The following is an 18,602-nucleotide window of genomic DNA, read 5'->3' on the forward strand; positions in this document are numbered from 1 at the left end:
TCAGTTCTATTTAGGCGGCTTTCTGTTTATACATAGATGGTATTTTGAGTAAAAACATCATTTTTTTATGAAAAGAGGAAATGTAAGTGCTTTTATAAGAGGCGGGGGTTATGAATGGGTGAAAAGTGATTTTATAAATAAGAGGTAAAAAGCGAAAGGCAAAGGAGATCAAGCAAAAGGGGTTGGGACAAATTATGATAAGAAAATGGCGTGTTTATTCACTGTTTCTCTTACTGACGCTCGTTTTGGCGGGCTGTGGTGAACCATACTTATCAACACTCAAACCAGTTGGGGAAGTAGCAGATAAACAGTTTTTCCTAACGGTACTGAGTACACTCATTATGGTTCTTGTCGTCATTGTTGTATCGATCATTTTCTTTTACGTCATCATTAAATTCAAACGTTCTAAAGTGGGAGAAGATACGATTCCAAAGCAGGTGGAAGGGAACCGTAACCTAGAAATTACGTGGACAGCGATTCCGATTCTTCTCCTCATTATTCTCGTTGTGCCTGTTGTGGCATACACGCTTGAGCTTGGGGATACAAGCGCTATGGATAAGAAAAAACGAGATCCTGAAAAGACACTTGTTGTCAATGTAAGAGCCAGTTTATATTGGTGGGAATTCGAATACCCTGATTATGGGATTGTCACAAGTCAGGAATTGATTGTACCGACAGATCAAAAGGTGTACTTTAAGCTGAAAGCATCCGATGTGAAACACTCTTTCTGGGTTCCATCGGCTGGCGGTAAAATTGATACAAACACAGAAAATGAAAACAAGTTTTATTTAACCTTTGATTCAAAACGAACGAAAGATGCAGGAGAATATTTCTACGGGAAATGTGCAGAGCTTTGCGGTCCCTCGCATGCTTTAATGGACTTTAAAGTTAAAACGCTTTCTCAAGATGAGTTTTTGGGATGGACGAAAAAAATGGCTGATTACAAGAAGCCTACATCCACAAAAGATCTCGCACTTGAAGGTGAAAAATTATTTAAAGAGAAAAACTGCTTGAGCTGTCATGCAGTAGAGCCTGGTGACGAACGGCCGGAAGCGGCAAGGACGGCACCAAACCTTGCGACCTTCGGAGACCGAACGAAAGTAGCAGGAATCAAAGATATGAACAAAGAAAATGTGAAAGCATGGCTGAAAGATCCAGAGAGCTTTAAACCAGGGAATAAAATGACAGGGACGTACCCTAAATTAAATGACTCAGAAGCAGATGCACTTTATGAGTATTTAAAAGGACTTAAAATCGAGTAATTTCTAATGCGAATGTGCAAGAGGGTATGTGATCGATGTGAAGTTTTTGTTAAGAGCTCCCGAATATGTCTCTACAACCGAGAAGTAGCCATCTGTCAGACACAGTCTGTGTAAAGTTAAGATAGACATCTATATGAAAAGGGGCAAATGGGAGATAAGAGGGGGATTTCATGGTGAGTACAATAGCTAAAAAGCGGGGGTTTGGCGCTGTCTTATGGGATTACTTGACGACGGTTGACCACAAAAAAATTGCCGTACTATATTTAGTGGCAGGGGGATTTTTCTTTTTAATTGGCGGCCTGGAAGCGATGATTATCCGTATTCAGCTAGCCATCCCTGAAAATGATTTTGTAAGTGCAGGGTTTTACAATGAAGTCATGACGATGCATGGAACAACGATGATTTTCCTTGCAGCAATGCCGCTTTTATTTGCATTAATGAATGCGGTTGTACCCATTCAAATTGGTGCACGTGACGTAGCGTTTCCGTTTGTGAATTCACTTGGTTTTTGGCTGTTCTTTTTCGGAGGAATTTTCTTAAACCTTGGATGGTTTATGGGTGGATCACCTGATGCAGGCTGGACTGCATACGCCTCGCTCACGCTGAATTCAGAAGGGCACGGCATGGATTTCTATATTTTAGGTTTGCAGATAGCGGGTATTGGTACGCTGATTGCCGGGATCAACTTTCTTGCAACGATTATTAATATGAGAACGCCTGGTATGACGTATATGAGAATGCCGCTCTTTACATGGACGACATTTGTCGCCTCAGCACTGATTTTATTCGCATTCCCGCCACTTACAGCAGGGCTTGCGATGCTGATGCTTGATAGAATGTTTGATACGAGCTTTTTCAATCCAGAGCTCGGCGGAAATACAATCATCTGGGAGCATTTGTTCTGGATTTTCGGACACCCAGAAGTATATATCTTAATCCTGCCAGCATTCGGAATATTCTCTGAAATCATTCCAGTGTTTGCAAGAAAAAGGTTGTTTGGCTATTCGTCCATGGTGTTCGCTACTGTATTGATTGGTTTCCTTGGATTCATGGTATGGGCGCATCACATGTTCACAACAGGACTTGGTCCGATTGCCAATGCGATCTTTGCTGTAGCCACAATGGCGATTGCGGTGCCTACAGGAATTAAAGTATTCAACTGGCTGCTCACCATATGGGGCGGTAATGTGAAGTTTACAACGCCGATGCTGTATTCCGTTGCCTTTATACCGTCGTTTTTGCTTGGCGGGGTAACGGGAGTCATGCTTGCAGCAGCTGCAGCAGATTATCAGTTCCATGATACGTACTTTGTCGTGGCGCATTTCCACTACGTCATTATTGGCGGGGTCGTATTCGGTATTTTAGCTGGTGTGCATTACTGGTGGCCGAAGATGTTTGGAAAAATACTGAATGAGAAGCTTGGGAAAATTGGCTTTGTGCTGTTTTTCATCGGTTTCCATTTAACCTTCTTTATCCAGCATTTTCTCGGGCTTTGGGGCATGCCGCGCCGAGTCTTTACATTCCTGCCAGGTCAGGGGCTAGACCTTGGGAACTTGATCAGTACGATTGGGGCACTGTTTATGTTTGTAGCTGTTGTCATCATGCTGATTAACATCATCTGGACTACAGCAAAAGGAGAGCGTGTATCAAGCGATCCTTGGGGAGACGGAAGAACGCTTGAATGGGCAGTGTCTTCACCTCCGCCAGAATACAACTTTAAACAGCTTCCGCTTGTCAGAGGACTAGATCCATTATGGATTGAAAAAATGGATGGTAAAACAGGAATGACAGCATCTGAACCGCTTGATGATATTCACATGCCGAATAATTCCATCTTACCTGTCATTATCTCATTCGGTCTATTTGTTTCAGCGTTTGGCTTCATGTATCGTCAAGAGCACAGCTGGGGACTTCCAGTGATTTTCATTGGTCTTGGCATTACATTTGCGACCATGCTGGTTCGCTCTCTTAAAGATGATCATGGGTACCATATTCACAAAGAAGATTTGACCGATGACGATGATAAAGGGGTGAAAGCATAATGGAACCACAAAAAATGACAGCAGAAACCTTTCCGGCTTCTCCTGAGAAAGCCACGTTAGAAGGAAAGAATAAGTTCGTCGGGTTCTGGTTGTTTCTTGGGGGAGAAACCGTTCTGTTTGCATCGCTCTTTGCCACGTATTTGGCGCTGAAAAACTCTAATGCAGGCGGAGCAAAAACAACTGATATGTTTGATCTCACACTTGTCTTTATTGCCACGATGCTTCTGCTGACGAGCAGTTTAACGAGTGTGTATGCAATGTATCATATGAAAAACTTTGCCTTTAAAAAGATGCAGCTTTGGCTTGGCGTGACTGTGCTATTAGGTGCTTCATTTCTAGGGGTTGAGATTTATGAGTTCTATCATTATGTGCATGCGTATGAATTTACAATTACCAGCTCAGCTCTTGGTTCTTCCTTCTATACACTTGTCGGAACTCACGGGGCTCACGTCGCCTTCGGACTTTGCTGGATTACCGCTCTTATGATTCGAAATATGAGACGCGGACTCGATTTATACAATGCGCCGAAATATTATGTGGCAAGTCTGTATTGGCACTTCATTGATGTTGTGTGGGTCTTCATCTTTACCGTTGTATATTTAATGGGAATGGTGGGATAAGAATGGGAAATAAAAACACAAATCAGTCTAAAGTCGATCTTGTATACCGTAAAAAGAAAAATGCCGAAGAAATGAAGCATCAGCTCATTTCTTTCGGCTTGATGATTGGATTAACCTTTGTTGCCTTTTTAACAATTGCTTCAGAAGACGTTGGGAACTGGTTCGCAGTACCATTTATTTTATTGCTTGCAGTTATTCAGGTGGCTTTTCAGCTTTATTATTTTATGCACATGAACCAAAAAGGGCATGAAACACCCGCATTGTTTCTTTACTCAGGTGTGTTTGTCGCGTTTATTACCGTATTAGCCTTTTTGACCATTATTTGGTGGTAAGCCCGCTTTGCCCTTGAAGGAGGCGCAGCAATGGAGAACTTAGAAATATTCGGATTTCGGGCATTATGGAGCCCTTACTATTTGACTAGTATTGTCATAGCAGCTGCTCTTTATTTGCTTCTTGTGACAAAGGGAAAGCACCGTGCGACGGTGAAAGAGAAAACGTTGTTTCTGACGGGGCTTGTCCTGTTATACGCCGTGAAAGGAAGCCCAATTGATTTAATGGGGCATATTATGTTTAGTGCACATATGGCGCAAATGGCGGTGCTCTATTTAGTCATTCCGCCTCTCCTTATTACAGGATTACCTGCGGCCATTTGGGAGCGGATCATACAAACACCAGGCATTCAGCAAATTTTTCGTTTGTTTTCCAAGCCTTTAATTGCATTGCTTGGATTTAACGGATTGTTTTCGATGTATCACATTCCGCTTGTGTTTGATTTTGTGAAAACAGATCCGTTTTATCATGCGTTGATGACGGTGGTCATTTTTATCGCTGCCTTTTTCATGTGGTGGCCGCTCGTTCATAAAGTCCAAAGTCAGCCGCAGATTACAGGCATTTTAAAGCTTGGTTATATCATGGCAGACGGAATATTGATGACTCCTGCGTGTGCTCTCATCATGTTTAGTGAGGCACCGATCTATGCAACCTATTCTGATGCTGGCGCTTGGATACAGGCACTGCACTTATGCGTGCCAAGTGATATGCTGGCAGGCCTTGCGCTTACAGGTCCTGAAATGTTCCATACCTTGCCTCTGCTAGAGGACCAGCAGCTAGGCGCGATTTTGATGAAAATTATTCAGGAGATTGTGTACGGCTCGATCCTTGCTGTTGTGTTCTTTGACTGGGCAAGAAAAGAAAGAGCGAAAGATGCCGTACCAGATGCGCTGATTCCGAAATATGAATGAAAAAAGCACAGCCGTATGGCTGTGCTCAGATTGTTGACAAAGGGCTAAAATGATCTTGATTTTAGCCCTTTGTCTTCTTTTATGCTTCAGCAGTCATTGCTTCTAGTTTATCTTTCAGCTGTTCAAGCGTTTTCTTGCTTGATTGGATGAGAGATTTAGGGAAATCTTCGCCTTCGCCGTATTCAACACCGTGCGGATAATAATGTTTTCCAAGTAAAGGTGTTAGAAGCTGTATGTGTGCTCTTTTGGAACCAACATCTCCTTCGGTGGCGTAGCCGGAAATCCGTAAATAAAAGGTTCCCTCTACCATGTTATACTTTCTGTCGTACGTCACACGCTCATAATCCCATTGATCGGCTCGTACAAATCCTTCACTTTCCATGATGAAATCTAATTTATTTAAGTCAGCTGCTACCTTTTCAATCCCCGTACCTTCAAACTTCACCCAAAACCCCTCCTTATAAAAATTCCCTTTACTGACAATCATAGTATGAAAGCGTTAAACTTTCAACTGTGAAAGGTATGTTCTTTTATAACCTGGTTACAGTAATAAAGAAAATAATAGATGGAGGAATCGATGTGAAAACGAAAAAAATCAAAGAAATTATGACAAAAAAAGTAGTGACATGTCAGCAAGACGACAATACGTATGAAGCGGCAGTCAAAATGAGAGACGCGGACATTGGGGCCATTCCGGTGGTTGACGGAGATCAGCTCGTTGGCATAGTGACAGACCGTGACCTTGTACTCAGAGGCATTGCAGAAAAAAAGCCAAACTCACAGGAAGTGGGCTCGCTGATGACGAAGGAAGTACTGACAGCTGAAGAAGATGCAACGCTTGAAGAAATTGTCCGGCTGATGTCAGAGCACCAGCTCCGCCGCATTCCTGTTGTGAAAAATGGCGCATTAACAGGGATTGTCGCTCTTGGAGATTTATCAGTCGAAGATTTATCAAATGATCGTGCGGGAGATGCACTGACAGAAATCTCTCAACAGGATCAAGATCACGGGCAAGGATTTCTTCATTAAGAGGGGCATATTTTAAATTCGTGTTAAATAGGCTGTATTGTCGTTGATAAATGAAGCGAGTTTTGTTTAAATGACAGTAGAAGGTACTTTTTGTACCTTGCCAATTTAACGGAGGTGTTTATTTGAAAACTGTGCTCAAAACACTCCTCATCCTCCTGATTATATCTGGAACGTACGTTCTGTTTATTCAATATGGATCTTCACCAGAAAAAGAAAACAGCAATGAACCGAAGGTGTCTAATGAAGAAACATCTAGCGATAAGCCGATCAACATCCCGAAAAAGGGGCTCATGTCCTTTATGGGGAAATCTTCAAACGAAGTGCTTAAACAGCTGGGAGAACCAGATCGCATTGATCCTTCCGCATATGATTATGACTGGTGGATATACAACCAATCGAAGAAGCACTATATTCAAGTAGGGGTAAAGGATAGTAAAGTGGTGACCCTGTTTGCAACAGGAGACGGGCTCAATGTCGAACCGTTTAAAATCGGTCAAGCCACAAGTGAAGTATTTAAAAAAACACAAATTGCACCTTACATTCATGTAGAGGATGAACAAAATTCATACCGCTTTGAATTCTCAGAAGATGATATGAATACAAGACCCACTGTGAAAGTGGGAGATGATGTGTATGTTCAGCTTTACATGGATAAGTTTGAAAGCACTCTTTCAAGTATCAGGGCGTTTAACGCAGATACATTTGTGAAACAAAAGCCATATGAGGTCGTCTATCGTGGTCAATTGATAGAACCTGAGGCAATATCAGGTGAAAAATGGAAAGAGATCGAAGCTTCCAGTCAAAAACAAATTTTTGATATGACCAATATTATCCGTCATAAGTACAAACTGCCGACCTTAAGGTGGGATGATGAAACCTCTGAAGTGGCATTCATGCATAGTGAGGACATGAAAGAGAATCATTATTTCTCCCATGAATCAAAAAAATACGGTACGCTGAAAGATCGGTTAGAAAGAGGCGAGGTGGCATTTCAGCTCGCAGGTGAAAACATTGCCTATAATTATGTAGATGGACCTGCAGCGGTAGAAGGCTGGCTCAATAGTGAAGGTCATAGGAAGGCGTTATTAAATAAAGATTACACACACCTTGGCGTAGGTGTGAAAGAAAAATACTACACTCAAAACTTCATCAAGAAAACATCTTAAACGAAAGCAGCTGCACAATCGCAGCTGTTTTTTTGATTGAAAAAGAGGCTCACCAAAATAGCTGCTGGTGTATATAGTATAGTAGGCATTTGTATGGGGGGTGAGGATATGACAAACAAACAAAAACAAACATCCATTGATGAATTTAAACAATTCGTCAGACGCCATCCGAAGTTAATTCAAGAAGTGCAAACGCAAGAAAAAAGCTGGCAAAGTGTATACGAAAATTGGATCATGTTTGGTGAAGAAGACGAGATGTGGTCTCCTTACCGGCAAACGCAATCTGAAGGCGGTAAAGAAGAAAAAGCCTCTAAGCCAAGTGAATTGGGAAAAGCAGATTTTATGTCTAAAATGGTTTCTGCCGTGAAAAAAATGGACGCTGATCAAATGAATGAACAAATCAACAAAATGAGCCAGTCTATTTCCTCTTTACAAAGCTTACTCGGACAATTTTCATCAAATGGCTCAAAGAAAGGTTCATCTGGAGGCAGTCAGCACCCATTCTCCTTCAGGAAAGATTAATTGAAAGGGGATGCTTTTGGTGCGGAAAGAAGTACAGGAGTTTGTCATGGCCGAAGAGGATCGAATCAAATTCATCAGACAGCGTCCTCTCTGGTACAGACAGCTGACTCGACATCCTGAAAAGCTATCGTCCTTTGAATTAGATAAAATGAATTTTTACGAAAAAACCATTCCTCATCGTGTGAGTCAGTTGAGCAACAGTGTTCAAATGGCTGAAATGATGATTCAAATGTTCCAAGCAATGCGCAATCAAAATGGAGCCGGGTGAGGCTTTTTTGAGTTGATTAAGATGTCTATTTCCTGAGCATCCTATAAAAGTAGATGAAAGGAGAATCAGAAGATGAAATGGATGCTGTCAATATGCGCATTGCTTTTTCTTGTCACCGGGTGTCAAAGTCAACATGGAGAGAAGCAAGTCATGAAGCAAGATCCAGCTGTACCAGTGATGCAGCAAGCCGAAAGCGAAATGAAGCAGCAAGGCTTTTTAAAATACAAAGTGCAGGGGTCTTCTGTCTATATAGAAAGTACACTACAAGATTTTCATCTTGAACCTTCGCGTCTAAAAAAGAATGAGAAGACGGGATATTTTACAGTGTATGTAGACGGAAAACGTGCAGGCAACGAGTATACTGCTGCATTTGTGGTCAAGCATCTTTCAAAAGGAAAGCATAAAATGACCGTTGTGCTCAATTCTCGTCATCCAGAATATAAGCAGAAAAGAGAAACATGGGATGTATTTGTCACGTAAAAGCATTTTCTGATCCATAGGTTTCGTGGTAAACTATGAATTGGAGGTGCAACATTTATGTATGCGACAATCGAATCTGTGGAGCTCCAAGAGGAAGCGAATCAATTGGCTGCCATGATTCTTCAGTCGGAGGAGGCTGAACATTACCGCAACTGCTTTAAGCGTCTCCAGCAAGACGAAGAAGCCCAACAAATTATTGCCCATTTTACAAAAGTAAAAGAGCAATATGAGGATGTGCAGCGGTTCGGCAAATACCATCCGGACTATAGAACGATCTCAAAGGAAATGCGTGAGGTCAAAAGAAAGTTAGATCTTCACGATACAGTGGTTGATTTCAAAAAAGCAGAAACAGCGATTCAATCCATCTTAGATGAGATTAGTATTGAAATCGGTCAAGCTGTATCAGCATATATCAAAGTTCCAACAGGGAACCCATATTTTGATGGTCTATCATCATGCGGCGGTGGCTGTGGATCAGGTGGCAGCTGTGGCTGTAAAGTATCTTGACGAGACTTGAATGTCTCGTCTTTTACATAATGACTGAAAAGAATTGAAAAAGCGGCAGGTGAAAAGATGGAAACCAAACGTCAAGGGATGGTCGTTTGGCTGCATTCGTTAAAGCAGTCAAAGGCGCTAAGAAAATTTGGAAATGTTCACTATATTTCAAGGAAAATGAAGTATGCAGTGATCTATTGTGATATGAATGATCTCGAGCGTCATATGGCTAAGCTCAGCTCATTGCCATTTGTGAAGCGTGTTGAGCCTTCATATAAACCTTTTATTAAATTAGAGTACGAATCCAAATTGGACAAAGCAAAAGAGTATGATTATAAAGTGGGCTTTTAAAGACACAAAAAAATCCCCGCGGCATCACCCGCGGGGTCCTTCTATTCTTAATGATTCATTAAGGAGAAGGCAAAGGGAGAGGAGAAACCGGAGGAAGAACTTATGGGGAAACGTAAGTCTTCTCCGCGGTTGGCAACAGCACCACATCAGATGCTGTTATAAATAGTATGACCCCGCATTCCTTGATCTATACATAGAAAATGAATGAAAATCCTTGCATTGTCCCCTGCGGAGTGTTGTGGTAAGATAATGTTGAATTTTTTGTCATAAACAATAACCAATAGAAGCAAGCAGAAAAAGTGGTGGGAAAATGAGAGTCATCTCTGGAACGAGAAAAGGCCGCACACTTAAAGCGGTACCAGGTCAATCAACAAGACCGACGACAGATAAAGTAAAAGAATCTATATTTAATATGATCGGCCCGTATTTTGATGGCGGATGGGCCCTTGATTTATTTGCGGGAAGCGGTGGTTTAGGAATTGAAGCGCTTTCCAGAGGATTCGATCATTGCATTTTCGTTGATCGAGATATGAAGGCAATTCAGACGATTAAAGGAAACCTCAACCAATTGTCGCTGCTCGATCAAAGTGAAGTGTTTCGAAACGAGGCAAAGCGTGCACTCTCAGCCGTTGTGAAACGAGAGGAATCCTTTCAAGCGATCTTTCTTGATCCGCCTTATAAAGATCAACAGCTGAAAGCACTTCTTGAAATGATTGACGAGCATGCCTTATTAACAGATGACGGCGTGATCGTGTGTGAGCATGATAAGGACGTCACACTGCCAGAGGAAGCTGGACAGCTTTACATATCAAGACAGGAACTGTACGGGTTGACTGGTATTACGATCTATAGAAAGCGGGGAAATTAAAGCATGGGAAACATAGCCGTTTGTCCGGGTAGCTTTGATCCAGTCACATTGGGCCATTTGGATATCATCAAAAGAGGTGCAAAGATCTTTGATGAAGTGTATGTATGTGTACTAAATAACTCATCCAAACAACCGTTATTTACTGTTGAAGAACGGTGTGAGCTCATTCGCCAGGCGACGAAGGATCTGCCAAATATCAAAGTTGAATCCTTTCACGGTCTGCTTATTGATTATGCGAAACAAAAAGAAGCCAAAGTTATTTTACGCGGATTAAGAGCTGTGACGGACTTTGAATATGAAATGCAAGGCACATCAATGAATAAAGTGTTAAACGATGAAATTGAAACGTTTTTCATGATGACCAACAATCAATATTCCTTCTTAAGTTCCAGCATTGTCAAAGAAGTAGCGAAATATCATGGATCAGTCAAAGATCTTGTCCCAAAAGAGGTAGAAGCAGCGCTGAAAGGAAAATTTAAAGGATGAGTGCACCGCACCGTGCACTCATCCTTTTTTTAATTTCTGATAGTATAGCGCGATATACAAGATCAAGCTGCATAGCGTGATCAATGGGCCAGCTGTCACAAGCTGATTCCAAAGCACACTGCTGTACACGACGATCTGCTGGCTTGCTTCAAAGGCACCTGCTGGGAGAGCCATGTCAGATCGAGAGACATAAAGAGGCTTGAACAATAAAAAGGCAAAAACAGCTGCATAAATTCCGTGAAGCAAACGAGCGAAGAAAAACGGTTTAAAGCGTATATCTGTTGCCGCCAGAATGCCGGCGACCTGAGCTTGAACAGAAAACCCGCTGAATCCTAATATAAAGCTGACGACAATCGTTTTAGCAAGAAGGGTGACTTCCTGTGACCCTGTCAGCTGACTTCCTAATGTGATTTCAAATAAACCGGCAATCATCGCAAGATCTAATTCTGGCGGAAGATGCATCGTTTGCAGCATATATCCGATCCCTATGGATAAGAGGTCCGTCACATGAACAACTGACAGCATTTTACTAAATACAGAAAATAAGATAATAAAGCCGCCAATCATAAAGAGAGTTTGGACTGATGACATCACCGCATCACTTAAAATTTGGCCGAGCGGTCTTTTCTCTGCGAGTCTTGCTGTATGAAGAGCGCTGAATGCCTCTTGAAACGGTGGGAATAAAAATCGCTTACGGCTTCTCAGATGTGCATCATGCCGCGCTTTATATCCCCGCATCGTCACACCAACAGCGAGATTCCCTAAATAATGTGCGCATGCCAAAACAATCCCTAAAGCTGGATGATGAAAAAAACCAACAGCCACCGCACCGAAAATAAACAATGGATTCGATGAATTTGTAAAAGAAACGAGGCGCTCTGCTTCGATTTGTGTCAGTTGTCCTTCCTGCCTGAGTCTTGTGGTTAATTTCGCACCAGAAGGGAAGCCTGATGCCATTCCCATTGCTAGGACAAATCCCCCTACACCAGGCACTCGAAAGATGGGGCGCATAAATGGCTCTAATAATACCCCGACAAATCTGACAATCCCGAAACTAATTAATAGCTCGGACAAAATAAAAAAAGGAAGCAATGATGGAAATACAACCTCCCACCACATTGCAAGTCCATTTTTAGACGCTTGCAAAGAGGCTTGTGGATGTGTAATCACAGTGGCTGTTAAAAAGATAAAAAAAGCAGCGATGAACAGAGTGTTCCATTTTTTCATGGAGATTTCGCCCCTTGCCGTTATGATCTATTGGCGAGCTCGTGATCAAAAAAGAAAGACACTAGCCGAGCCTGTCTTCTATTACTATACGAGCAGAAGGGGCATGTTTAGACCAATAGATTCGTATATATGCATAGAAAAGAGGAGGGTGGATTTTCATGAGGCGACCAGTCATTGGACTTGCGTTAGGCTCCGGGGGTGCGAGGGGAATGGCGCATATCGGAGTTTTATCTAGTCTTGAAAAACAAGGAATTCAGGTAGATATGATCGCTGGCAGCAGTATTGGCGCACTTGTTGGGAGCTTTTATGCGGCAGGACAAGACGTAGAAAAAATGAAAAAACTTGCACTTGTCTTCAGAAGAAAGTATTATGCTGACTATACACTGCCAAAAATCGGTCTTTTAAAAGGGAATCGAATGTTGCAGCTGATTCACACGTTTACATATGGGAAGAAATTTGAAGAATTAAGAATGCCCCTTGCGGTGGTTGCCTGTGACCTCGAGACAGGGGAGAAGGTCGTGTTTAAAAAAGGGTCTGTTTCACAAGCAGTCAGAGCAAGCATCAGCATTCCGGGCGTGTTTGTTCCTCATGAAATGGGAGGCAGACAGCTAGTCGATGGAGCGGTTGTTGACCGCATTCCTGTGTCTGTTTTAAAAAAAATGGGCGCGGACCTCATTATCGCCTCTGATGTATCAAGGGTGAAAAAAACAGAAAAGGCGACGAGATTATCGGATGTGATTATGCAGAGTTTGGACATCCTTCAAAATGAATTGGTCCGTCATCAAACCATTCACGCTGATGTCATGATCCGGCCGAGGCTTGAAACATTTAGCTCGAGTGCATTTACACAGGTGCAGGAGATGATTGAAGCAGGTGAGCTCGCCGCAGATCAACTAACAGGTAAACTGAAAGATGTCATTGATAAATGGGAGTGTTAATCGAATGAAAAAATTGAATATTCGCTGGCTCAGCTTTTTTGTCGTTATCCTTGTATTATTTGGCTTAACCTTTGTCAAACTGCCATATTACGTGACAAAGCCGGGTGATGCAACCGAGATTGCTCCCCACATTCAAGTAGACGGCGGATATGACGAGAAGGGCAGCTTCTCACTTATGACGATAAAAGTAGGTCCAGCCAATCCGTATACGTATTTGCTTGCGAAAATGAATAAATATGACGAGATCGTCCCGGAAGAAAATATTAAAGCGGACGGGGAGTCGGATGAAGATTATATGAAAAGGCAGCTTCAGCTGATGAAAAGCTCTCAAGAAAATGCCATGATTGCAGCGTATACAAAAGCAGGCAAAAAAGTAGATTATACGTTTAACGGGGTATATGCTAGCTACGTGATGAAAGGAATGCCTGCTTACGGCAAAATTGAAGTGGGCGACCGAATCAAAAGCGTTGATGGCAAGACCTATGATTCTGCTGATAAAATGGTTTCGTATATCAGCAGCAAAAAAGCAGGTACATCTGTCCGTTTTGTCCTTGAACGAAATGGCAAAGACATCACGGAGAAAGTGACGTTAAAACCATTTAAAGAAGAGCCGAATCGAGTTGGAATCGGTGTATCATTATTTACAGATCGAAATGTGAAAGTCTCGCCTTCCATTAAGGTGGATATTGAAAATATCGGCGGCCCATCAGCAGGTCTCATGATGTCACTTGAAATTTATAACCAGCTCACAAAAGAAGACGAAACACATGGCTATGCGATTGCGGGAACGGGGACGATTGACGCCGATGGAACGGTCGGTCCAATTGGCGGAATCGATCAAAAGGTCGTGGCGGCAGATAAAGCCGGAAAAGATATATTCTTTGCACCAAACGATAAAGGTGATTCAAATTCAGACTACCGAAATGCTGTCAAAACAGCGAAAGATATTAAAAGTGATATGAAAATTGTGCCTGTAGATACGATGCAAGATGCCCTGAACTATTTAAACAAATTAAAAGAGAAAGCATCTTAATCAAAGAAGAGCAGCCTTCATCAAGGCTGCTCTTTTTGTTAAGACTGGAAGAGACCAGTCTCTTCATCATATCGGATCGGTGAGGTTTTAAACTCCGCTTCCGTTAAGTCCGTTTGCATTGGCTCACTAACGGGCAGGCTGAAGACGCGGGACGCGCGAATATCAAGATCAAGTGCGGGATGTGAAAAGGCAGACAGCTTGCTTATGAGCGGCACGTCCAATTCTTTTTTCACAAGAGATAAGTATTGCTGCCCTTTCTTTGACATACCAAGTAAACGAATGTAAGGCGCTTCTCTCTCTTTCAGCAGCTCATGCATGGCACTCTTTTTCACCCTCATTAAGAGATGTGTATTCATCCGCTGCAGCCTTGTCCACGTATATCGTTTTGTTTTCACAAGAGATAGATATTCCTCGTAGGAGGACGCATGTGAAATCGCCTTTTGCATGCGGTGTTCGATGCCTTCTTCGATTTCATAGATGCCTTCTAGTTCTGCTGTATCCATTGTGTGAAAGACTTGTTTTAAGAAGCTAAAGTAGGCTTCTTGCGTATGTAAAAGACCATAAGAAGAATGATAGTCATGTAATTGCTTGAGCGTAGCTTCTGGGAGATATGGGGCGACTGTTTCAAATGTGCCGTGATCTTTTAAGGCTTTTCGTATACTTGTTGCGCTTGCGATTTTCTGATTTTTAGGAAGTTCTTCATCATGATAACCAGATGAAATCCTTTGAGAGGTAAAGGGCTGCATGTGAGGGGATCTCTCCAAGATGGCTTTGACATAATGGAAACCTAAAATGTTATTTGGCTTGGACAGATCCAGTAAGTGCTTAGGATCAATCACCTCTTGAAACGCAGCTGCTGCAGCTGCTGGATAACTAAGGCCTTCTTTCACCTTTTCTTTTGTGAAAAGGTCAATTTCTCCTTTTTTCTCAAGCCAAGCATGAGCCGTTCGCTCAAATGCTTTAATGTCACCATCCTCGCTGCCGAAAAAAAGGGAGCGGCATTTTAAAGCATCTAGAATCGCCACAGCACCGTTTGCAAAGGTTTCTGCCTTTTGCACTGCGTATATGTATGGAAGCTCACACACAATGTCTACACCGTTTTGCAGCGCCATTTTTGTCCGCGCCCATTTTGAGACGATGGCAGGCTCACCACGCTGGAGGAAGGAACCGCTCATGACGGCAATGGCAACATCTGAGGAGGTATGTGTTTTCGCCTGACGAACATGATAGGCATGTCCATAATGAAATGGATTATACTCGACAACGACTCCTGTTGCTTTCAATAGATGTTCCGCCTTTCTTGCTATGGTTAAATGGTCTATGCTAAAGTAGCATAAGGGAAAAATGAAGCCCATTTTTTTCAGTGTAGGCATTCCGCGAACTGATGTCAAACAACCCTCTGACATCACAAAGGACTGTAAAGAAAAAATATTGACAAATAACATGATGAAAGCTATAATCATGTTTGTTGCTCTTAGAGGTGATACAATTGAAATGGACAGTTTATCAGTTACATCAAAAAGCTAAAAACAGCTTCGATTTTCATGAGACGGTTGACTTAAATGAACTTACTAGCCTTCATTCAGATATACGTCGCATTTCACCGGTAGAGGTGAAAGGGACTGGAGTGATCGAATCAAAGCAAGTCGCATTTGATTTAACCATCACAGGTGAAATGACATTGCCTTGTTCAAGAACGCTTGTTGATGTAAATTATCCATTTGCGATTTCAACGAAAGAACTATTTGTACTTCATAAGACAGACGATATAGAAGATGAAGACGTTTCTATTGTAGAAGACGACATCATCGACTTAACGCCTATAGTCAAGGAAGAAATTCTTCTTGAAGTGCCGATGCAAATCTTTTGCGACCAAACGGATGTAAAAGGTGCTGCACCACAAGAAGGGAATGACTGGGCGGTCATTTCGGAAGATGCACATCAAAACCGAATTGATCCGCGTCTGGAAGGCTTGAAGAAGCTCTTAGAAGAAAATAATGAATCTTAACTTAACTCTTTAAGGAGGTGGGAATAATGGCTGTACCTTTTAGAAGAACTTCTAAAATGAAAAAAAGATTGCGTCGTACGCATTTCAAACTACAAGTACCTGGTATGGTAGCTTGCCCAGAATGCGGTGAAATGAAAATTTCTCATCGTGTCTGCAAATCTTGCGGAACATACAAAGGCAAAGACGTAAAAAGTAACTAATGCTTGATAAAAAAACGTGAGGGAATCTTCCCTTGCGTTTTTTTATTTGTCTATTTTTTAGGTTTCTCTCCTGCAAATAGTCTATCTACTCTAGTAGGCGCATATGATGTGGTATTCAGATTCAGGGGGGATGATCAATTGACGATTACAAGGCAGGACGCATGGACACAAGATGAAGATTTACTTTTAGCAGAAGTCGTCTTAAGGCACATTCGAGATGGAGGAACGCAGCTTTCCGCATTTGAGGAAGTCGGGAAAGCATTGTCAAGAACAGCTGCAGCATGTGGTTTCAGGTGGAACTCATACGTTAGAAAACAATATCAGGCAGGCATAGAGCTGGCGAAAAAACAGCGGAAAGAACTGCGTAAAAAAATCGGTATTCATTCCTCTGGTTTACCACAGCATGCGTTAACCATAGAAGAGAAGACATCTTCAATTCAGGCTGAATTGACCCTTCGAGAAGTGATTCAGTTTTTAGAGCAGCTTGAAAAAGAACCTGATGGACCTGCTCATTTACGCGAGGAACTGGCAGATGCACAGCATCAATTGAAGTCACTTACAGAAGAAAATGAACACTTAAAGCGGCAATTAAAAATGACAGAAGAAGATTACCGGGCACTCATTGGTATTGTTGAAAGAGTCAAACAGAATATCAGCTTAAAAGAATATGCTAAATAAAGAGACGCCCCTCACAGAGAAAGGAGGGGCGTTTTGTGATCAGTCTTTAAGCGGATTCACCTGTATTTTTTTGAATATGAGCGGGCTCCCAGATGAGTGGATTTTCACCCTTATCGCGCTCCATATCATATTTTACTGCTTCAAAGCCCATTTTATCCCAAAAACCGGCTGATTTGACGCGCGGATTGGTCCGAATTGGCAATCCGAACGATTTGGCGAATTCAACAAGTGCTTCGCCGTACCCTTTGCGCTGATACCCAGGAAGCACTTCCAGCTTCCACAGCTCTAAATAATCATGATTGTGGTTAAAATACGTTGTCGTTGAGCCGTCCACTTGATAAAGGCTCATACGTGCCACTAGCTTATCTCCAAAATAAATCCCGTAAAATGGAGAGTTGCTGTCATTTTCAATCATATTGCTTTCAAGGTCTTCAAGCATGGATAGCTCTTGTATGCCGTATTCCTTAAATTGTTTAAATTCCTCTAAAGTTTTGTAATTAATTAGAAGTCGTTTTACTTGTGCCATATGATCTTCCCCCTTACACACATAATGTCGACAGTGATGTCATTGAAGGCATTTTCATCCCATCCGCCTCGAAAAGTTTTTACACTTATTATTATAGTTTTTAAATTAAAAAAATTCAATCATAGCGCGCCATCTGCTTTTTGCATCACGACATGAACCTGTTACAATAATTGATATAATGAAGTAAACAGAAAAAGGGAAGTGCGGCAGTTGAACATTGGAATCATTGGCGGCGGTGCGATTGGTCTGCTTTGTGCTAGTTATTTATCACAGCATCATGACATCACGGTCTTTACAAGAAGAAAAGAGCAGGCAGAAGAGATTCGAGCATCAGGCATTCAGCGAACAGTAAAAGGAGAAACATGTCAGGCGGCTGTTCATGCACAGACAGGAATAACAGGAGTATTTGATTTGCTCATCGTGACAGTGAAATATCATCATTTGCAAGATGTGCTCGATGAATTATCGACATTACCTCGTCAGCGTATCTTATTTTTACAGAACGGAATGGCTCACTTATTAGATTTGGAGAATTGGAAAACGGCACATTCATTATATATAGGTGTGGTAGAACACGGGGCTATGAAGATGTCAGATCATGCAGTGAACCATACAGGTATTGGTGTCATCAAGTGGGGGGCATTTCAGCATGAGGAAGCAGCTGATATAAAAAATGCATTGAATGAGACATCATCTCATTTTCAGATGATCTATACGGATGAATGGAAAAAGGTGCTGGAGGAAAAACTGCTTGTCAATGTCTGTATTAATCCGCTGACGGCTTTGCTGCATGTGAGAAACGGGAAATTGATCGCAAACCCCTCATATGAATACATGATGAAATGTGCATTTGATGAAGCGGTATCCATCTTGGGATTGTCTGAAAAAGAGCGGCTCTGGCCTTATGTCATCTCTGTTTGTGAGAAAACGGCTGCGAATCAGTCGTCTATGCTTCAAGATATTGTGAAAGGCCGCCAAACCGAAAGAAAAGCCATCGTTGGCTATCTTTTAAAAAAGGCTCAAGTTCAAGGTGTTGCGGCGCCACATCTCACTTTCTTTTATCGAAGCTTGGAAGTATTGGAAAAAAAGCAAACAAAATCTTTTGAGTGAGATCATTTACATGCTATACTTTTTTCGGGAAACTAACTATTTATTGAAGAAA

The 18,602-nt window shown here is 42.0% G+C and carries 24 protein-coding genes; 20 read left to right on the forward strand and 4 right to left on the reverse strand.

What is annotated here, in order from left to right:
• The first annotated feature begins 194 nt into the window (after positions 1 to 194).
• From coxB to ctaG, 5 genes are all read left to right on the forward strand, one after another.
• On the forward strand, positions 195 to 1,262 hold the full coding sequence (gene coxB, locus C6344_RS02770; protein ID WP_034662616.1) for a cytochrome c oxidase subunit II: 1,068 nt from the start codon (positions 195 to 197) through the stop codon (positions 1,260 to 1,262).
• A gap of 170 nt (positions 1,263 to 1,432) precedes the next feature.
• Positions 1,433 to 3,304, forward strand: coding sequence for a cytochrome c oxidase subunit I (gene ctaD, locus C6344_RS02775; protein WP_034662613.1), 1,872 nt, complete (start codon positions 1,433 to 1,435; stop codon positions 3,302 to 3,304).
• Positions 3,304 to 3,924, forward strand: coding sequence for a cytochrome c oxidase subunit III (gene ctaE, locus C6344_RS02780; RefSeq protein WP_034662610.1), 621 nt, complete (start codon positions 3,304 to 3,306; stop codon positions 3,922 to 3,924). Before ctaD ends, ctaE begins: the two co-directional genes overlap by 1 nt.
• Before the next feature lie 2 nt (positions 3,925 to 3,926).
• Positions 3,927 to 4,256: a cytochrome c oxidase subunit IVB gene (gene ctaF / locus C6344_RS02785; RefSeq protein WP_003211520.1), complete on the forward strand. Its 330-nt coding sequence runs from the start codon at positions 3,927 to 3,929 to the stop codon at positions 4,254 to 4,256.
• Positions 4,257 to 4,286: 30 nt separating this feature from the next.
• The gene (gene ctaG, locus C6344_RS02790) at positions 4,287 to 5,165 is read left to right on the forward strand and encodes a cytochrome c oxidase assembly factor CtaG (RefSeq protein ID WP_060596178.1); all 879 of its coding nucleotides are present in this window, start codon (positions 4,287 to 4,289) and stop codon (positions 5,163 to 5,165) included.
• 79 nt (positions 5,166 to 5,244) lie between these two features.
• Here the strand turns inward: ctaG and C6344_RS02795 are convergent, their stop codons facing one another.
• On the reverse strand, positions 5,245 to 5,610 hold the full coding sequence (locus C6344_RS02795) for a YugN family protein (protein ID WP_060596179.1): 366 nt from the start codon (positions 5,608 to 5,610) through the stop codon (positions 5,245 to 5,247).
• 161 nt (positions 5,611 to 5,771) lie between these two features.
• Here C6344_RS02795 and C6344_RS02800 point away from each other — a divergent pair, with 161 nt between their 5' ends.
• The 9 genes from C6344_RS02800 (at position 5,772) to coaD (ending at position 10,830) form a co-directional block, all read left to right on the forward strand.
• Positions 5,772 to 6,194 (forward strand): CBS domain-containing protein, encoded by a 423-nt coding sequence (locus C6344_RS02800; RefSeq protein ID WP_034663862.1) that lies wholly within the window; start codon positions 5,772 to 5,774, stop codon positions 6,192 to 6,194.
• Between the two features lie 122 nt (positions 6,195 to 6,316).
• Positions 6,317 to 7,360, forward strand: coding sequence for a CAP domain-containing protein (locus C6344_RS02805; RefSeq protein ID WP_060596180.1), 1,044 nt, complete (start codon positions 6,317 to 6,319; stop codon positions 7,358 to 7,360).
• A gap of 108 nt (positions 7,361 to 7,468) precedes the next feature.
• Positions 7,469 to 7,882 (forward strand): YlbD family protein, encoded by a 414-nt coding sequence (locus C6344_RS02810; protein WP_034662600.1) that lies wholly within the window; start codon positions 7,469 to 7,471, stop codon positions 7,880 to 7,882.
• A gap of 19 nt (positions 7,883 to 7,901) precedes the next feature.
• On the forward strand, positions 7,902 to 8,150 hold the full coding sequence (locus C6344_RS02815) for a YlbE-like family protein (protein ID WP_034318044.1): 249 nt from the start codon (positions 7,902 to 7,904) through the stop codon (positions 8,148 to 8,150).
• Positions 8,151 to 8,222: 72 nt separating this feature from the next.
• Positions 8,223 to 8,630: a hypothetical protein gene (locus tag C6344_RS02820; protein WP_060596181.1), complete on the forward strand. Its 408-nt coding sequence runs from the start codon at positions 8,223 to 8,225 to the stop codon at positions 8,628 to 8,630.
• Positions 8,631 to 8,687: 57 nt separating this feature from the next.
• Positions 8,688 to 9,137: a regulatory iron-sulfur-containing complex subunit RicF gene (gene ricF / locus C6344_RS02825; protein ID WP_007499807.1), complete on the forward strand. Its 450-nt coding sequence runs from the start codon at positions 8,688 to 8,690 to the stop codon at positions 9,135 to 9,137.
• 66 nt (positions 9,138 to 9,203) lie between these two features.
• On the forward strand, positions 9,204 to 9,476 hold the full coding sequence (locus C6344_RS02830) for a YlbG family protein (RefSeq protein ID WP_003212137.1): 273 nt from the start codon (positions 9,204 to 9,206) through the stop codon (positions 9,474 to 9,476).
• Positions 9,477 to 9,756: 280 nt separating this feature from the next.
• Positions 9,757 to 10,344, forward strand: a complete 588-nt coding sequence (rsmD, locus tag C6344_RS02835; RefSeq protein WP_258182064.1) for a 16S rRNA (guanine(966)-N(2))-methyltransferase RsmD — start codon at positions 9,757 to 9,759, stop codon at positions 10,342 to 10,344.
• Between the two features lie 3 nt (positions 10,345 to 10,347).
• The gene (coaD, locus tag C6344_RS02840) at positions 10,348 to 10,830 is read left to right on the forward strand and encodes a pantetheine-phosphate adenylyltransferase (protein ID WP_106047758.1); all 483 of its coding nucleotides are present in this window, start codon (positions 10,348 to 10,350) and stop codon (positions 10,828 to 10,830) included.
• Positions 10,831 to 10,848: 18 nt separating this feature from the next.
• Here coaD and ylbJ read toward each other — a convergent pair whose 3' ends face one another.
• Complete coding sequence (gene ylbJ, locus C6344_RS02845) at positions 10,849 to 12,057, reverse strand: sporulation integral membrane protein YlbJ (protein ID WP_106047761.1); 1,209 nt, start codon at positions 12,055 to 12,057, stop codon at positions 10,849 to 10,851.
• A 158-nt stretch (positions 12,058 to 12,215) separates the two neighbouring features.
• On the opposite strand from ylbJ, the gene C6344_RS02850 reads away from it, so the two are divergent.
• Positions 12,216 to 12,995, forward strand: coding sequence for a patatin-like phospholipase family protein (locus C6344_RS02850; protein ID WP_106072249.1), 780 nt, complete (start codon positions 12,216 to 12,218; stop codon positions 12,993 to 12,995).
• A 4-nt stretch (positions 12,996 to 12,999) separates the two neighbouring features.
• The gene (locus C6344_RS02855) at positions 13,000 to 14,028 is read left to right on the forward strand and encodes a SepM family pheromone-processing serine protease (RefSeq protein ID WP_060596185.1); all 1,029 of its coding nucleotides are present in this window, start codon (positions 13,000 to 13,002) and stop codon (positions 14,026 to 14,028) included.
• A 38-nt stretch (positions 14,029 to 14,066) separates the two neighbouring features.
• Here the strand turns inward: C6344_RS02855 and C6344_RS02860 are convergent, their stop codons facing one another.
• On the reverse strand, positions 14,067 to 15,311 hold the full coding sequence (locus C6344_RS02860) for a nucleotidyltransferase (RefSeq protein ID WP_060596400.1): 1,245 nt from the start codon (positions 15,309 to 15,311) through the stop codon (positions 14,067 to 14,069).
• Between the two features lie 206 nt (positions 15,312 to 15,517).
• Here C6344_RS02860 and C6344_RS02865 point away from each other — a divergent pair, with 206 nt between their 5' ends.
• The 3 genes from C6344_RS02865 (at position 15,518) to gerR (ending at position 16,914) form a co-directional block, all read left to right on the forward strand.
• The gene (locus C6344_RS02865) at positions 15,518 to 16,036 is read left to right on the forward strand and encodes a YceD family protein (RefSeq protein WP_034662575.1); all 519 of its coding nucleotides are present in this window, start codon (positions 15,518 to 15,520) and stop codon (positions 16,034 to 16,036) included.
• A gap of 26 nt (positions 16,037 to 16,062) precedes the next feature.
• Positions 16,063 to 16,236 (forward strand): 50S ribosomal protein L32, encoded by a 174-nt coding sequence (gene rpmF / locus C6344_RS02870; RefSeq protein WP_008354700.1) that lies wholly within the window; start codon positions 16,063 to 16,065, stop codon positions 16,234 to 16,236.
• 138 nt (positions 16,237 to 16,374) lie between these two features.
• Entirely contained in the window at positions 16,375 to 16,914 is a 540-nt protein-coding gene (gene gerR, locus C6344_RS02875; protein WP_060596186.1) for a sporulation-specific transcriptional regulator GerR, read from the forward strand.
• A gap of 46 nt (positions 16,915 to 16,960) precedes the next feature.
• Here the strand turns inward: gerR and C6344_RS02880 are convergent, their stop codons facing one another.
• The gene (locus tag C6344_RS02880) at positions 16,961 to 17,440 is read right to left on the reverse strand and encodes an N-acetyltransferase (RefSeq protein WP_003211702.1); all 480 of its coding nucleotides are present in this window, start codon (positions 17,438 to 17,440) and stop codon (positions 16,961 to 16,963) included.
• A 210-nt stretch (positions 17,441 to 17,650) separates the two neighbouring features.
• On the opposite strand from C6344_RS02880, the gene C6344_RS02885 reads away from it, so the two are divergent.
• Positions 17,651 to 18,550, forward strand: coding sequence for a 2-dehydropantoate 2-reductase (locus tag C6344_RS02885; RefSeq protein ID WP_106036769.1), 900 nt, complete (start codon positions 17,651 to 17,653; stop codon positions 18,548 to 18,550).
• The last annotated feature ends 52 nt before the right edge of the window (positions 18,551 to 18,602 follow it).

The organism is Bacillus sp. GBSW19 (assembly GCF_002998655.1).
GTDB lineage: Bacteria > Bacillota > Bacilli > Bacillales > Bacillaceae > Bacillus.

Excerpts from the sequence above, each read along its gene's own strand:
- C6344_RS02830 (WP_003212137.1), top strand. The coding sequence starts at position 9,204 with ATGGAAACCAAACGTCAAGGGATGGTCGTTTGGCTGCATTCGTTAAAG.
- ctaD (WP_034662613.1), top strand. The coding sequence starts at position 1,433 with ATGGTGAGTACAATAGCTAAAAAGCGGGGGTTTGGCGCTGTCTTATGG.
- coxB (WP_034662616.1), top strand. The coding sequence starts at position 195 with ATGATAAGAAAATGGCGTGTTTATTCACTGTTTCTCTTACTGACGCTC.
- C6344_RS02880 (WP_003211702.1), bottom strand. The coding sequence starts at position 17,440 with ATGGCACAAGTAAAACGACTTCTAATTAATTACAAAACTTTAGAGGAA.
- C6344_RS02800 (WP_034663862.1), top strand. The coding sequence starts at position 5,772 with ATGACAAAAAAAGTAGTGACATGTCAGCAAGACGACAATACGTATGAA.
- ricF (WP_007499807.1), top strand. The coding sequence starts at position 8,688 with ATGTATGCGACAATCGAATCTGTGGAGCTCCAAGAGGAAGCGAATCAA.
- C6344_RS02850 (WP_106072249.1), top strand. The coding sequence starts at position 12,216 with ATGAGGCGACCAGTCATTGGACTTGCGTTAGGCTCCGGGGGTGCGAGG.
- rpmF (WP_008354700.1), top strand. The coding sequence starts at position 16,063 with ATGGCTGTACCTTTTAGAAGAACTTCTAAAATGAAAAAAAGATTGCGT.
- C6344_RS02810 (WP_034662600.1), top strand. The coding sequence starts at position 7,469 with ATGACAAACAAACAAAAACAAACATCCATTGATGAATTTAAACAATTC.
- ctaF (WP_003211520.1), top strand. The coding sequence starts at position 3,927 with ATGGGAAATAAAAACACAAATCAGTCTAAAGTCGATCTTGTATACCGT.
- C6344_RS02855 (WP_060596185.1), top strand. The coding sequence starts at position 13,000 with ATGAAAAAATTGAATATTCGCTGGCTCAGCTTTTTTGTCGTTATCCTT.
- ctaE (WP_034662610.1), top strand. The coding sequence starts at position 3,304 with ATGGAACCACAAAAAATGACAGCAGAAACCTTTCCGGCTTCTCCTGAG.
- ylbJ (WP_106047761.1), bottom strand. The coding sequence starts at position 12,057 with ATGAAAAAATGGAACACTCTGTTCATCGCTGCTTTTTTTATCTTTTTA.
- coaD (WP_106047758.1), top strand. The coding sequence starts at position 10,348 with ATGGGAAACATAGCCGTTTGTCCGGGTAGCTTTGATCCAGTCACATTG.
- C6344_RS02820 (WP_060596181.1), top strand. The coding sequence starts at position 8,223 with ATGAAATGGATGCTGTCAATATGCGCATTGCTTTTTCTTGTCACCGGG.
- ctaG (WP_060596178.1), top strand. The coding sequence starts at position 4,287 with ATGGAGAACTTAGAAATATTCGGATTTCGGGCATTATGGAGCCCTTAC.